Genomic DNA, 14,189 nt, shown 5'->3' with positions numbered 1-14,189 from the left:
TTCCTCAGATCTGTTCGTAGACTTCTTTGGCAATCATCAGCCGCTGGATCTGATTGGTCCCCTCCCAGATCTGCGTGACCTTGGCATCGCGCATCATGCGTTCGACGGCATAGTCTTCGAGATAGCCGTAGCCGCCGTGCAATTGCACCGCGTCCGTCGTCACGGCCATCGCCGCGTCGGAGCACATCACCTTGGCGATGGAGGCATGAAGTTTCGCTTCCGGATCACCGGCGATCAGAAGCTCACAGGCATGACGCAGCACCGACCGGCCGGCCTCGACCTTGATTGCCATGTCAGCGACCATGCCCCGAACCATCTGGAATTTTGCAATCGCTTGTCCGAACTGCTCGCGTTCGCTCGTGTAGCGCAACGCCGCATCCAGCGCGCCGGCGGCGATGCCGAGCGCATGCGCGGACATCTGTAGCCGCGACTTCAGCAGCGCCGCGCCAATATATTCCGCGCCGCGTTCGGGATCGCCGAGCAGCCGCGATTCCGGCAGGACGCAATTCTCCAGAATGACGTCGGACGTCGGGCTGCCGCGCATGCCCATCTTCTTCTCCGGCGCACCGAACGATACACCGGCGTCATTCTTGTGAACCAGGAAGAGACCGAAGCGCTTTTCGCTCGTCCGCGCGAAAACGAGATACCATTCCGCCCATCCGCCATTCGTGATGAACCGCTTCGTGCCGTTGAGCACCCAGCCATCCGCGCTGCGCACGGCCTTTGTCGACGCCGCCATCAGATCGGAGCCGCCCTTTGGCTCCGTCAGCCCCCAGGCGCAGCGAGCGGCACCGCTCGTCATCTGCGGCACGATTTCGCGCTGCTGGTCCTCTGTGCCGAAGTTGACGACGGCCATCATGATCCAGCTACTGGATATGCCGAGCGCAGTCGATGCGCACACCCGCGCGATCTCTTCCATGGCGACGCATTGCGCGAACATATCGCCACCACCGCCGCCGAGATGCTCGGGATACGGCAGGCCCGGCAGGCCCAATCTCAAACTGGCGGCGTGAGCCTCGACCGGCGGATTTTGTTCGCGATCGAGAGCGGCGGCACGGGGCGCAACCTCCTCATTCGCAAAGCGGCGGACGGATGCACGGAAGTCACGATATTCGGCTTCAAGATGAGCCATGGATACAGATCTCTTCGTGTTGCAGGGTCAAAGGTCAGGTCTTGAAATGCGGCGGCCAGCCGCTCCAGCCGGTGCTTGCGCGCTCCTTCGCCGGACTGGCGAGCGCGATCTCGTCCGGGCGAAGTCCCGCCTCGGTCAGAATCGCGTCGGACTGATCGCTTTCATCGCGCGGTGCGGGGCTTAAGACCGTACGGCTGAAACGCGGAATCGCCGGGACATTGTCCGCATCGGCGTCCGGGAAGCGCGCCTTGATATGAGGATGTGTCCACACTTCATCCGGGCTGAGAACCGGGAAGACGCAAACGTCCTGACCGATATAGCGCCTGGTCCAATGATCGCGCGGCCGCGACACGAAGGCTCGGGCGAAGGTCTCTTCGATCAGCCGCCACGCCTTCATGTCCATCTGGTCCGGCGGATCACCTGCGCCAATATCCTTCCAAAGCGCGAGGAAGAACTGCGGCTCAAGTGCGCCGACGGCGACATAGCCGCCATCGCTACAGACGTAGCAACGATAGTACGGAGCGCTGCCGGCCAGCCAGCCGCTGCCACGTTCCGGCATCACAGCCTGCCCCCAGACCGGATAGTGCATCGCCATGAGCGACATGCAGCCGTCGATCATGGCGGCATCGATATGCTGGCCCTTGCCGGACGAAACACGCTCGAAAAGCGCGGCAAGAATTCCGACTACGGCCGTGAGGCCGCCCGCCGCGAAATCCGCAATCACATTGAGCGGCGCGGTCGGCGGGCGATCGCGCGGGCCGATCGCGCCGAGAACACCGGTCAGGGCAAGATAATTGATGTCGTGCCCGGCCTCCTGCGCCAGCGGTCCAACTTGACCATAACCGGTGAGCGAACAGTAGATCAGCGATGGATTGAGGCCGCTGAGATCTTCATAACCCGCGCCGAGACGCGCCGAGACGCCAGGCCTGAAACTCTCGACGAAAACATCGGACGTCGCAGCGAGCTTTTGCAGGGCTGCACGCCCCTCCTCCGCCTTGAGATCAAGCGCCACAAAACGCTTGCCGCGCGAGAACGTCGAGACTGGCACCCCCGCTCGCCCGCCGGTCACAACGATGACTTCCGCGCCGAGATCGGCGAGCAGCATCGTGCAGTAAGGCCCCGGAGCAAGCCGGGACATATCGAGCACGCGCACACCAGCCAGCGGACGCGTCTGCGGCGATTTTGATTTCGCCTGATTCATGACAGCACCTCCGTCAACTCGCCCTTCATGTGATGTGCGGCCAACAGGAAGAAGCCCTGCCCGAACAGCGTCCAGTCGAACGGAACGCCCGGACCACCCGGCGGCACCGCGACGCCAGGTACCTTGCCCGACGGCTCCACTGCTCGCGCCACAGCCAAAAAGGCGCGAGATGCCGCCGGCGCGAGGGATTTTGAAACGATGCCAAGCTCGATCCCGCGCGTGACCGCATACGCGAACATCAAGGTGCCGGATGCCTCCAGGTTCGAAGCCGGATCGTCGAGCACATGGCAGAAATAACCGGATGCATCCTGATAGTGCGCTACGGCCTCAAGCAGCTGCGCGCAGGTTTCAGCGACATGGCCGGCATCCGGATGATTGGGAGCGATCGAGACGAGATCGACGGACGCGCAGGCAAGCCAGCCATTGCCGCGCGACCAGAACGTCGACTGCGGATAGTGATCCGGCGCCTCGCACCAGGCATGGCGAGCCAGATGTTTCTTCGGATCGACAAGATGATCGATATGCACGCGATACTGGCGAAAGGCCTCGTCGATAGCATCCGGATCTTTTGCGATCTGGCCGTAGAGAGCCATGAACGGACACATCAGATGCGTAAAATCGATCCACAACTCCGACGCTTCCGCGCGCGCGCAAATGCCGCCGTCGCTGGTTCGCGGGCTCTTGCGTAACGCATCTATCTGACGCCGCGCTGCTTCCAGATAAACCGCGTCACCGTTTTGCTGATAGCGGCGCAACAGCGGATAGCCAAGACTCGCCGGTAAAGCCGCGGTCGGCGTGAAACTGCGGACATGTCCGGCGCCGATGGCGCGCACGGCATCTGCATAATTCAGGTTGCCGTTCGACCGCTGCGTCGCAATAGCACGGCGCAGCCAGCCATCGACGGCTTCCATGGCGGCCGGATCGCCCCAAGCGAGGATTCCGGAGATGGCGGTCGCCTTCATCCAGCAATCGCGCTCGTCGGGATGCGCAAGCGCAAATTGCGCCACGCGCTGCGCCAGAACCGCAATGTCCATAAGGGTTTCCTCAGCCGTCTTCTTATTTACCGGCTGGATAGTATGTTAAGTTTGAAGCGCTGTCTACCGCGCGGCCAAATTTTCTGACGCCAGCCTCCCTGCGTCCGCATGATGCCCGCCAGAAACCTGCCGACGCGTCCATCACAAGGCGCGCCGCGGCAGGCACCGGACTGCGCATCTTCTTGTCGACGGGAAATGGTCGATGAGCGGGACGGCATGTGGTCAAGCCACGAACCGCAACAGCCGAACGACGCCTCATCGGAAGCGGCATGGGTCCGTTCGGATCAACTCTGGTACCGTTTGATCAAAGCCGGTGGGCCCCAAAAGCACAAATGCCGTCGGAAGCATGACGCCGTTTTTCAGGGACGCCACACGCGATTAGGAATTATGTATGCACCCCGAGGTACAGCAGGCATGCGGTTGCGGATCAGTCACGTCGATCGCCGCGAATGCCGCTATGGCCTGCCGCCGCATGGCGCTCTCCGCCTCAGTCGGCTGAAGAACCATTTGGTCGATCGACGGAAGCCGGTCGCGCTCCGCAATCGAAGACACGTGAGGGCCAAGATCGCGCAGCAGCCCGTCGTGAATGGCGTAAATCCATCCGTGCACATGCAGCGGCTGTCCCCGCATCCAGGCGTTTTCCACGATCGGCGTCGCCGCGAGCCGGCGCACCTGCATTTCGACATTGACCTCGCAAATCCGATTGACGCGCTCAACGTCATCCGCGATAGCATCAAAGGTCGCGCGGTGCTTGCGATAGAACATGGAAACAGGCAGCAGCCAGTTGTCGAGCATCGCACTGTGCTCGCCGGCAATGGCCCGATTGATGCCGCTGCATCCATAGTGCCCGCACACGATGACATGCTCGATCTTGAGCTGATCGACCGCGAATTCCAGCACGGACAGGATGTTCATGTCGCTGGTGTGGACGACATTGGCGATATTGCGGTGAACGAAGATCTCGCCGGGATCGAGACCAAGCACATCGTTGGCTGTCACCCTGCTGTCGGAACAACCGATCCACAGATAGCGCGGAGCCTGTTGCTCGGCCATGCGGCGGAAATACTGCGGGTCATCCTTTGTCTTCTGGCTCGCCCACGCGACATTCTGATCGAAAAGATGGTCGAGCGTGGCAGACATCGTCATTCTCCAAACTGCAGTCGTCACGACATGAAGTAGACAGGCAGCGTCGCGCTCCTGACGGGATGCGGAGATTGTACCCTCCTGCGTTGATCGAATATTGCCCTGTATCAAACTCCTCCATATTCGCGTTTCTGAACACGACAGGGGCTTTGGGCTGGCAACGCGAAAACGCCCGTAGAGCAAACGCCCGGCGGCCCCATCCGCCGCCCGACACAAGCCAACCAATGGGTCCTCCGCATCTCCCGTCTGACGAAGCGCGCCGGGTTCTGATCGCGGCCAAGGCGGGACCGCTGATTTCATTTGAAATCCGCCGGTTGCTCACAGAAAATCACTGCCCCTTCCCTTCCTCAGTTCGCCAGTCGTTCGATAATTAAATCAAGGAGCACACGGAGGCGAGCCAATCGCTTCAAATCGCGATGATACCCAATATACGTGCTTCGGCTCGGCGGCTGTTCGCCAAGGTCAATCCGCTGCACTCCCGCAAGCGAATCCCCTAATGGGCGCGGTAACACAGCAATGCCCGCCCCTTGCGCGCAGAGTCCGGCCTGCACATCGCGATTGTTGCTACGCGACACCACATGCGCTTTTGGCAATATCCGCTTTAGCCACACCGCGTCCGGCATACCGTCGAATGCCATGTCCATGGTGATGAGCGGCGCTCCTTTTCCGTCGCCCGCTTGCACGCCGTAATCACTTCCCGACTTTACGTACACGCCGTAATCGATTTGCATGAGCCGTCGCGATACTACTTCCGACTCGTCGAACGGCAGAATTCGAAACACCATGTCAGCTTCACGCCGCGGGAGGCTATAGAAACGCGCATCGGTCAGCAACTCGACGACAACGCGCGGCTGCATTCTTGCAAACTCGGTGAGTATCGGCGTCAACATATGGACGCCGAACCAATCCGACGATGAGATCCTGAGCATTCCGTCGAGTTGCTGATCTTGGCCCGCAAGCTGACGCTGAAACGCCAGCGCTTCCTCTTCCATTCGCTCCGCATGCGAAAGAACGGCCGAACCCTCATCGGTTAGTACGAAGCCGACCCCGGTGCGCTGGAACAAAGTTTGACCGACTGATTGCTCGAGCGCGCGTAGGCGCCTGCCCATGGTTGGCTGACTTTGCCCAAGCTTCCGTGCGGCGGCGCCTAGCGAGCCTTCACGGGCGATGGCCAGAAAGACCCGCAAATCGCTCCATTCCATCGGGGCGCATCCATTCAATTATGAATGTGATTTGTGCACTAATATCTATATCCAAACAAGTTTCTTGGGCCCACCTAGGCATTTCAACAAAGGAAGGCTTAGGCCATGGCGGCAAATTTGATGCAGGCGGCGGTTCTAGATGCGCATAGCACGCCGTTTCGCGTGGAACAGGTATCCCGCCCGAAACCGGGACCCGCCCAGGTTCTCGTCCGGATCAAGGGTAGTGCTGTCAATCCACTCGATATTAAAATCCACGCAGGGCAAGCGGCCCATGCTCGACAACCATTTCCCGCGATTCTGGGAATAGACTTGGCGGGCGTCGTTGAAGCAGTCGGTTCCGGTGTGACCACATTTCGGGTTGGAGATGAAGTTTATGGAATGACCGGCGGCGTAGGAGGCCTCCAAGGTTCGCTCGCAGAGTATGCAGCAGTGAATGAAGATTTGCTCGCACTCAAACCGGCAAATCTTTCGATGCGTGAAGCTGCCGCGCTTCCACTTATCTTCATCACGGCGTGGGAGGGATTGGTTGATCGAGCCAATGTTCGCGCCGGGCAAAAGGTACTTATCCATGGCGGGGCGGGAGGGGTTGGCCACGTCGCGATTCAAATTGCGCGCGCAGTTGGCGCGGAGGTGTTCGCGACTGGGTCCGCTGCAAGTCAGGACTTCATCGCTCAGCTCGGAGCGACACCAATCGACTACCGCGCCAAGTCAGTCGAGGACTATGTAACCAAATTCACAGATGGTGCGGGCTTCGATATCGTTTATGACACCGTCGGCAGCGGAACGCTCGATGCATCGTTTAATGCCGTCCATCGCTTTGGCCATGTCGTGAGTTGCATCGGCTGGGGGACACATTCGCTCGCCCCACTCTCGTTCCGAGCCGCGACGTATTCAGGCGTATTCACTTTGCTACCTATGCTGACGGGCGTAGGACGTGCACACCATGGAGAGATCATGCGCGAGGCAACGCTTCTTGCGGAATCTGGAAGACTTACACCTCTCGTTGATCCGCGAAACTTCACGCTCGCAACCGTCGCAGATGCGTACGAGGCAGTAAGAACTCACGCAGCGACCGGCAAGATCGTCGTCAATACTTCGAATTAAACGCGCGCAAAAAGTTCCTGATGAACAGGCATTTCTGGACTAGTGCTCTGCACGAGAGAAAGGCCGAGAGCGGCTACAAGAAAGGCTCCCGCAATAACGTCCTGCGCGGTCAGATGCTCGCCGAGGATTGCGAGCGATGCCGCAAGTCCGAAGAAAATCGATCCGTACGACGTCAATGCGACCACAAGAGCAACGCTCAGCGTGCGGAGAGCGACGCCCTGCAGAAATTAGCCACCCAGGGATAACAACAGTACAAGTTCAAGATCTTTCTCACTGGAGCAAGTCACTTCGTAGCCGGATAAATGGAAGCACGGCCCCCGTAGATAATAATGCGCGATCGAACATTACAGAACGTGCGGCTAATTTAGGCCGCTCCAGACGCAGCAGGCGAAAGCTCACCTAACGCTAGTCGTTATCTTGACATCAACGTTACCGCGAATTGCGTTGGAGTAAGGACAAAGCTCATGACCGCGCTTCACGTACAGCTTCGCGTTTGCTTCGTCGACGCCCGACATAGTGACAAATAGTGATGCGCTTAGAACAAAAACCTGCTGCTCATTTCGGCTGATACCAACCTCGGCGACGACCTCGACTTCGTCGTCAGCGAACCTGTGTCCCGCCTCTCGTGCTGCTCGCAAGACAGCATTCTCGAAACATGCCGAATAGCCTGCCGCAAACAGCTGCTCGGGATTGGTTGCGCCGCCCGGACCTCCAAGACTTTTTGGGAGAGCGAGTTTAAGATTTAAAATTCCATCGTCACTGTGGACTTCACCATGTCGACCACCGGTTGCAGTTACTTTTGTTTTGTACAGATCCTCCATTGTTAACTCCTCTTAACGTAGTCGTACGCGGGCTGGCACCAAAGACTTCTCGTTTACTTACAGCTCCAGGGTGATTCCGACACGCGCCCGCGATACGCACAGCATCATGCGGTCCTGGCGCTTCGACGTTGGAAGGACCTTGTCGCGATGGATGACGATTCCATCCCTGTAACCACATTCGCAAGAGCCGCAAACGCCCATTTCACACGACGATGGCAGTGCAAATTCATTCTCTCGTAATACATCGAGCAGAGATTTATCTGCAGGCACAAGTAGGGTTTGCCCCGTAGAGACGATCTTCGCCTCAAAAGGCTCCGGCTTAAAATTTTCGTCCACGGTCATTTGGAAGACCTCACTGTGGATATGATCTTCCGGCCAATCAGCGAGGAACGATTGTATCGCGTCAAGAAGACGTTGCGGGCCGCAAATATAGACGTGCTTGTTCGCACCGTATGGACCTATCATGTCTGTTGTGAAGCGCTGTCCGCTCTCGGAGAACCAACATTTCAGATTCTGTCCGCAGACGTCGCTAAGCTCGGGCAGAAACGGGGTATGGGCCGCCGACTTTGCACAATAGTGGAGAGTAAAGCGTCGTCCTTCACGCTTCAACGTTCGCGCCATCGATATGAGTGGCGTAATTCCGATCCCACCTGCGATTAGAATATATTCTTCGCCACCTCCAATCAGAGGCAGGTTATTCCTGGGCGCCGAGACATGAATCTCGCTCCCATCTCGGATGTTCTCATGAACCCAGATTGAGCCGCCTCGCCCGGCTGCTTCACGCTTAACAGCGATCTCATAACTGGACTGGTCTGTGGAATCGCCACAAAGAGAATACTGCCGCACCCGGCCGTCCGGCATGCGTACATCGACATGAGCGCCGGCCGACCACTTCGGAAGCACGGACCGGAGCGGATGAACAAGCCGTAAATGCACGACATCAGGCGCAACCAAGCGACTCGCCGCGACCCTCATCTTCATAATGATCCGTGCGGTCATGATTCTAGCAACTCGATCGCATCACCAGGACGAATGATACCGCCGATCTCAATGCCGCAATTGAGCCCCGAGCGATTATAGAGGGGAAGAAATAGCTGCAATCCAAGCAGCTCTTCCAGATACTTGCAGGGAAAATTCAATCTGCCACCTCTCAAGATAACCTCGCCTACCCTGAACCGGCGCCCGACCAAATGATTCAGCGGAACACCTATCACCGTCAAGTTTCTGCGGTGATCTCGCGGCTCCAGATTGATGGGCCCGTCCTGCAGAGGCGGATCGTTGCGAGAAAGTGCATCAAGCGCTTCCTGTTCAATGAGTGTCACCTCTCGTACGTCCGGCTTCGGCGAATACGTTCCCTTGCCGTCGAAATAGCGGTCTCCAACAATGCCTCGTCCCGCGACACATTTCGCCTCTTGCAATTCTTCCATCTCGTAACTCGCACTGGGTGCGACATGAATGTGCAAAAGTCTGCCGCGCCAGCCGGTTGCACCGCCGAACCTTTCAACAGCGGCTGAGCCCGCTGGATGCTCAAATGCTTCCACCATTTTGGGGGGCGCGGACCTACTTGAATGAATATTCATGACGCTACTCTTTTTCGCGCAGTGCAATCGCCTCGACCTCAACAAGCGCATCTTTCGGCAGCCGTGCAACTTCGATTGTTGAGCGAGCTGGCGGGGAAGCGCTAAACGACTCTGCATAAATTCCGTTCATCACAGCAAAATCACTCATATTCTTGAGAAACACAGTTGTTTTGACAACGCTGGCAAATGATGCCCCGCCGGCCTTAAGGACGGCGCCCAAGTTGGCGAGAGACTGTCGCGTCTGGGCCTCAATTCCCTCGGGGATCAATCCTGATTTTGGATCAATCGGCAGTTGCCCAGACGCAAACACGAACTCTTCAGTTCGTGTAGCCTGCGAGTACGGGCCTGCCGCCGGAGCAGCATTGTCGGTCACGACGAGATGTCTCGTAGTCATATTCTTCTCCGTTCTTGAACTCATGATCTATCCCGCAAGAAATTCCTGAAGATTCAGATTCGCGGCTCGCGATCGTTGATATTCGATAATTCGCGCGGTTTCATCTGCAACGCCGTCGCCCAACATTTTCGCGATGATATAGAGCGTGGTATCGATGCAAAGGGAAACGCCCCCACCCGTTACAACCGCACCCGCGTCGACAATAGGAACTTCGCGCACGTCAACGGACGGGAACTTGTCTCGCATACGGGTTAGTGGCGATGTCTCAGGTGGAACGACGGCGCGCTTCGTCGTTGCTGCACCATCGTCCAGGACACCACTTGCCGCAAGAATCATCGCTCCTGTGCATACTGAAGCGACTCGGCCCGACGCGTGAACGCAGCGAATGTAGTCCAGCGTGGCTGGTGAATTCGATTGCGCCTCCCAACCCGGTCCCCCGGTGACGATGACAATGTCGCACGACGGTGCTTCGTCTATTCCAAATTGCGCGACTACATCAAGACCGTTTGCCAACCGCACGATCCCTGCTTTCGGAGCGATTGTGCAGACCCCGATATGAGGCGCGATTCGGCGTGCCATGGAGAGCACGCCGAACGTCGCGAGATCGATCGGTTCAACACCGTCGTAGATGAATATTCCAAACAACATGTTGAACCCATCTATTGCTAGCCGAGCGCTTCGTGCTTGGTTTCGCGTGCTGCAAGCGCGGCCCAAAGTGTGATAAGTGCAATACCGATCATCATGACCGAAACACCTGTCGTGCCACCAAAATAGCCTACAAGCGCGGTCGCAATGATTGGGGAGAAGCCACCGCCAATCGCCGCAGCGACCTGAAATCCGAACGAAGCGCCGCTATAGCGTACGCGCGGACCGAACAATTCGGGGAAATAGGTCGATTCCAATCCAAACATCATGCCGTGGCCGAAATTCATCGCGATGATGATTGCGGTCGTCACCATAGCAACGCTTTTTGTCTCGAGCATCCAGAACAGAGGAAACGCAAAGGCCATCGTGAAGATTGCGCCCAGAATAAAGAGCGGGCGGCGACCGATCTTGTCTGACAACCAGCCGAACAGGGGCAACGTGATCAATTCGAACAATGCCGCGTACATGACGGCATCGAGCAGTAATTGTTTCGGCAGGGACAGCTTTGTTGTCGCGTAGACAACCACGAAAACCGTCAGCATGTAGACCCAGGAAACTTCCGACAGCTTCAGGCCAACGGCGATCAGGAATGTCTTAAAGTTCTTGCCGACAACCTCTCCCACCGGATTATTTGAAAAGGAGTCGGTGGCCTTCATTTTCTCGAAAACCGGGGTCTCGGGGATTCTGGATCGAATGAATGTACCAAGCGCCAACAGAACAATGCTGGCCAGGAACGGAACGCGCCATCCCCACGCCTGGAACTCGGCTTCCGGAAGTTTGGTCGCAAGAGCAAAGACCAAAGTTGCAAGCACCAGTCCAATGGGAAATCCGATCTGGACAAAGCTCCCGTAGAAGCCGCGTTTATCGGCCGGCGCATGCTCGATAACCATCAATGAGGCGCCGCCCCATTCGCCCCCGAGGCCAATGCCTTGGATAATGCGCAACAGAATGAGAAGAATGGGCGCGAGCACGCCAATCGACGCATAATTCGGCAGCAGACCAATGCAGAAGGTGCTCAGCCCCATGATAAACATGGTCCAGACCAGCATCGACTTGCGTCCGAGGCGGTCGCCAAAATGTCCAAACAACGCTCCACCGAGAGGTCGCGCGAGAAAGCCGACCGCATAAGTGCCGAGCGCCGCCAACGTCCCGGCCAGTGGATCAATCGTTGGAAAGAAAGCCTTGTTGAATACGAGCGCCGCCGCGGTCGCATAGATCAGAAAATCGTACCACTCGATAATAGTGCCGACGCTACTCGCAAATACGATCGAACGCATTTTTGAGCCGGCCGTTCGCGTGTCAGACATGGTCGCAGCGATGCTCATTTCCAACTCCTGTTCAAAAGCCAGGGGACACATTCCCCTTCAGAGGAAGCTTTTCCATTAGAGTGGATGCAAACAGTGTGCCGCAATTTCCGGGGCAAGAATGGCCGACAAACGATGCTGAATGCAGGATTGATTATTTTCTACGCTTGAAGCGCCTGAAATACCTGCAATTTGGCCGAGCAGTGTTTTTGATTTTTAGGAATCCCCAAGCTTAATCATAGCCGTGGCAGGGCTCCGTCCGGGGTTGAACAAGGACGAGCCCGCCGATTCCTGCTACTTTAGGGGATGATTTTCCACTACAAGTGGAGGATTATCTTACCTTCGACGTGTCTATGACGAGAAAGTATTCACACGGCGTTTTGCCGAGGTTTAAGAACGAATGGTCAGCATCTGCCTGAAAATATAGCGAGTCACCCTGATTTAGCGTCACACGTTCTTCGCCGATGGCGACGCGCATACGACCACGGAGAACGAAAATGTACTCCTCAACGCCTCGCCGATGGGCGACAAAATTCCCGGTCTCAGCATTTGCGGGAAGCGTATTGAGTACCCAGTCTATTCCCCTGCCTGGCAAAACCGGCGAAATGCATCGTCGTAAGAAGCCTGATTCCTCATCGCGAAGTACAGGCTGCCGCGCCGCGGGGATATGAACTATCTCTCTTTCAACGGCCGGCGCCATCAACTTCGAAAAAGTCACCCCTAAAGCTTCGGCAAGCTTCGACAGAACCACAGTCGAAGGAACCGCCTCGCATCGTTCGATTTTAGATATCATCGAGCGGCTCACCCCGGATGCCTCGGCCAGCATCTCCAGGGAGAAGCTGTTCTTCCTGCGAAAATGACGAAGCTCTTCCGCCAGGATCGAAAGTTGTGAACTGTCGGTAGATTGTTCGAGTGTCAAAGCTGAGAATTCCTCCGCAAGTTGCTTTGATTTTAGCCGCCTTGGGGGCCTGTCTCAAGCATACTGAAAACGAGCCAGCCCGTCGTAACCCAAGTTACGGGCACAGGCCCGTGCCGCGCCGTGGCTTCGGTTCAAGATGCGGCAAGTCTTTTCACACCATCCGGGCCCAAGATCTTTTCTCGAGAAGACAGATGACGTCACTGTTGTCGGTGAATGTTGGGACGCCACAAAATATGGTGTGGGAAGGCAGAACCGTCTTTACCAGTGTTTGGAAGAATCCGGTCAGCGGCCCCGAATGGTCCGGCGGCTTAATATCGATGGCGATGGCCAAGGCGACTTGGCTGGACATGGGGGAGAGCATCAGGCCGTTTTCGTTTATCGAATCGAGTCCTACAACTATTGGCAGCGCGGATTCGGTCGAGAGGAGTTCACTTACGGGCAGTTCGGGAGAACTTTGCAGTCGCGGGCCTGTCTGACCCAGACGTGTGCATCGGCGATCGCTACCGGATTGGTAAAGCTCTATTCGAGGTCACACAGCCCGCGGGTCACTTGCTACCGCGTTGGGATCCGCATGAAAGAGCCGCGTATGGCCGCGTTGCTGGTCGCGCACGCCAGCAGTGATGCGCAGTTATTCGCTGTCTCGGCTGCCAGATACCGGGGATCAAAATTGGCCATTGCTTCCAGCCTATCTCCGCTGAGACCAAACACATACGTTTTAGGCGCAATAAATGCGTCAGAAACGGCCTTTTCAAATCTACTTTGAGATTGGCGGTTTGGAGAGAACGGGTGGTGGGCGCACCAGGGCTCGAACCTGGGACCCGCTGATTAAGAGTCAGCTGCTCTACCAACTGAGCTATGCGCCCGGATCCAACCGGATGTCCGTTGAGGACGGCGTCGTTTAGCAAAGCGAAAGGGCCATGTCCAGCAATGCGGGCAGGTTTTCCCGGCCTCATGGGCTCTGGAATCGCCCCTGCTCCGGATGCCAAAAACCGCCGGACTTCCGGCGGTTTTGCCGTTTCCAGGGCTTGCGCCGAGGCTTAGAGGCGCTCGGAGCCGCCGTGCCGGCCATGACCGCGATCCCGGTCGAATCGGTCGCCGTCCATGTCGCGGTCCAAGCCGCGGCCACGCCAGCCGTGGTGCCCGCCCATGCGGGTCAGCGTGGTCAAACGGCGCTTCTGGCCATCGTCGAGGGTCTTGTAGAGGGGGTCAGCCGCATCGGCGATCTTCTTCAGACCGGCGGCGGTTTCCGCCATCCGGTCGGCGCGGTCACGCAGACGTGCCACCGGATCGCGATTCTGGTCGGCTGCCGCCTTGTCGCCCGGGACGCGATCCTGGGACCCCTTCTGGTCTCGCTCGGCGCGCCGCGCGTCGCGCTCGCTGGCGCGGGCATTGGCCTGCGCGATGCGCTGTTTGGCGAAATCGCGCACTGCAGCCTCAACCGGCGGCCACAGTTTTTCCTGATCGGGTGTCAGTTGCAGACCGGCCTTCACGGCGGCGATCTTCGCGTCGACGAAAGCCGCACGGTCTTCCGTGCTCATGCGGTGATGTTGATGGTAACGATGCTGCGCATACACGGCAGTCGAACCGAGGATGGCAACCGCCGCAACGCCGGCGAGGATGGCTTTCTTCATGGGGCATCTCCGAGATGAAACTCCCGCGAAGATGCCAGTCCGCGCAGCGCTTTCAACTTAAGGTTTGGAAACCTAGGTG

At 57.7% G+C, this 14,189-nt stretch carries 13 protein-coding genes, 1 tRNA gene and 2 pseudogenes; 2 read left to right on the top strand and 14 right to left on the bottom strand.

Features of this window, described 5'->3' with window-relative positions; all coding sequences use genetic code 11:
* Window positions 1-4: 4 nt before the first annotated feature.
* From LVY71_RS07730 to LVY71_RS07710, 5 genes and pseudogenes are all read right to left on the bottom strand, one after another.
* On the bottom strand, window positions 5-1,132 hold the full coding sequence (locus LVY71_RS07730; RefSeq protein WP_235099216.1) for an acyl-CoA dehydrogenase family protein: 1,128 nt from the start codon (window positions 1,130-1,132) through the stop codon (window positions 5-7).
* Window positions 1,133-1,166: 34 nt separating this feature from the next.
* Window positions 1,167-2,333: a CaiB/BaiF CoA transferase family protein gene (locus LVY71_RS07725; protein WP_235099215.1), complete on the bottom strand. Its 1,167-nt coding sequence runs from the start codon at window positions 2,331-2,333 to the stop codon at window positions 1,167-1,169.
* Window positions 2,330-3,367 (bottom strand): glycoside hydrolase family 88 protein, encoded by a 1,038-nt coding sequence (locus LVY71_RS07720; RefSeq protein ID WP_235099214.1) that lies wholly within the window; start codon window positions 3,365-3,367, stop codon window positions 2,330-2,332. The genes LVY71_RS07725 and LVY71_RS07720 overlap by 4 nt, the downstream gene beginning before the upstream one ends.
* 558 nt (window positions 3,368-3,925) lie before the next feature.
* Window positions 3,926-4,513: pseudogene (locus tag LVY71_RS07715) on the bottom strand (carbonic anhydrase); the annotation flags it as partial.
* A gap of 344 nt (window positions 4,514-4,857) precedes the next feature.
* Window positions 4,858-5,712, bottom strand: coding sequence for a LysR family transcriptional regulator (locus tag LVY71_RS07710; protein WP_235099212.1), 855 nt, complete (start codon window positions 5,710-5,712; stop codon window positions 4,858-4,860).
* A 120-nt stretch (window positions 5,713-5,832) separates the two neighbouring features.
* Between LVY71_RS07710 and LVY71_RS07705 the strand changes: the two genes are divergently transcribed.
* Window positions 5,833-6,816, top strand: a complete 984-nt coding sequence (locus tag LVY71_RS07705; protein WP_235100048.1) for a zinc-dependent alcohol dehydrogenase family protein — start codon at window positions 5,833-5,835, stop codon at window positions 6,814-6,816.
* Window positions 6,817-7,211: 395 nt separating this feature from the next.
* On the opposite strand, the gene LVY71_RS07700 is transcribed toward LVY71_RS07705, so the two are convergent.
* The 7 genes from LVY71_RS07700 to LVY71_RS07670 all read right to left on the bottom strand — a co-directional run bounded on the left by LVY71_RS07700 (window position 7,212) and on the right by LVY71_RS07670 (window position 12,479).
* On the bottom strand, window positions 7,212-7,637 hold the full coding sequence (locus LVY71_RS07700) for an organic hydroperoxide resistance protein (protein WP_235099211.1): 426 nt from the start codon (window positions 7,635-7,637) through the stop codon (window positions 7,212-7,214).
* 57 nt (window positions 7,638-7,694) lie between these two features.
* On the bottom strand, window positions 7,695-8,636 hold the full coding sequence (locus LVY71_RS07695) for a PDR/VanB family oxidoreductase (RefSeq protein WP_235099210.1): 942 nt from the start codon (window positions 8,634-8,636) through the stop codon (window positions 7,695-7,697).
* Window positions 8,633-9,217: an MOSC domain-containing protein gene (locus tag LVY71_RS07690; protein WP_235099209.1), complete on the bottom strand. Its 585-nt coding sequence runs from the start codon at window positions 9,215-9,217 to the stop codon at window positions 8,633-8,635. The genes LVY71_RS07695 and LVY71_RS07690 overlap by 4 nt, the downstream gene beginning before the upstream one ends.
* Before the next feature lie 4 nt (window positions 9,218-9,221).
* Window positions 9,222-9,635: a Rid family detoxifying hydrolase gene (locus tag LVY71_RS07685; RefSeq protein WP_235099208.1), complete on the bottom strand. Its 414-nt coding sequence runs from the start codon at window positions 9,633-9,635 to the stop codon at window positions 9,222-9,224.
* A 3-nt stretch (window positions 9,636-9,638) separates the two neighbouring features.
* Window positions 9,639-10,259: a DJ-1/PfpI family protein gene (locus LVY71_RS07680; protein ID WP_235099207.1), complete on the bottom strand. Its 621-nt coding sequence runs from the start codon at window positions 10,257-10,259 to the stop codon at window positions 9,639-9,641.
* A 17-nt stretch (window positions 10,260-10,276) separates the two neighbouring features.
* A complete protein-coding gene (locus LVY71_RS07675) occupies window positions 10,277-11,581 on the bottom strand; it encodes an MFS transporter (protein ID WP_235099206.1) in 1,305 nt (434 codons plus the stop codon).
* 310 nt (window positions 11,582-11,891) lie between these two features.
* A complete protein-coding gene (locus tag LVY71_RS07670) occupies window positions 11,892-12,479 on the bottom strand; it encodes a helix-turn-helix domain-containing protein (protein WP_235099205.1) in 588 nt (195 codons plus the stop codon).
* Between the two features lie 191 nt (window positions 12,480-12,670).
* Here LVY71_RS07670 and LVY71_RS07665 point away from each other — a divergent pair.
* Window positions 12,671-13,089, top strand: a pseudogene (locus LVY71_RS07665) (MOSC domain-containing protein); the annotation flags it as partial.
* 177 nt (window positions 13,090-13,266) lie between these two features.
* Here the strand turns inward: LVY71_RS07665 and LVY71_RS07660 are convergent.
* Both LVY71_RS07660 and LVY71_RS07655 read right to left on the bottom strand, forming a co-directional pair.
* Window positions 13,267-13,342 (bottom strand) — tRNA-Lys (locus tag LVY71_RS07660).
* Window positions 13,343-13,516: 174 nt separating this feature from the next.
* Entirely contained in the window at window positions 13,517-14,110 is a 594-nt protein-coding gene (locus LVY71_RS07655; RefSeq protein ID WP_235099204.1) for a Spy/CpxP family protein refolding chaperone, read from the bottom strand.
* Between the last annotated feature and the right edge of the window lie 79 nt (window positions 14,111-14,189).

The organism is Bradyrhizobium sp. G127 (assembly GCF_021502575.1).
In the GTDB taxonomy this organism is placed as follows: domain Bacteria; phylum Pseudomonadota; class Alphaproteobacteria; order Rhizobiales; family Xanthobacteraceae; genus Afipia.
The sequence above is the reverse complement of the archived record's forward strand: the minus strand, read 5'-3'. Positions and strand labels throughout refer to the sequence as shown.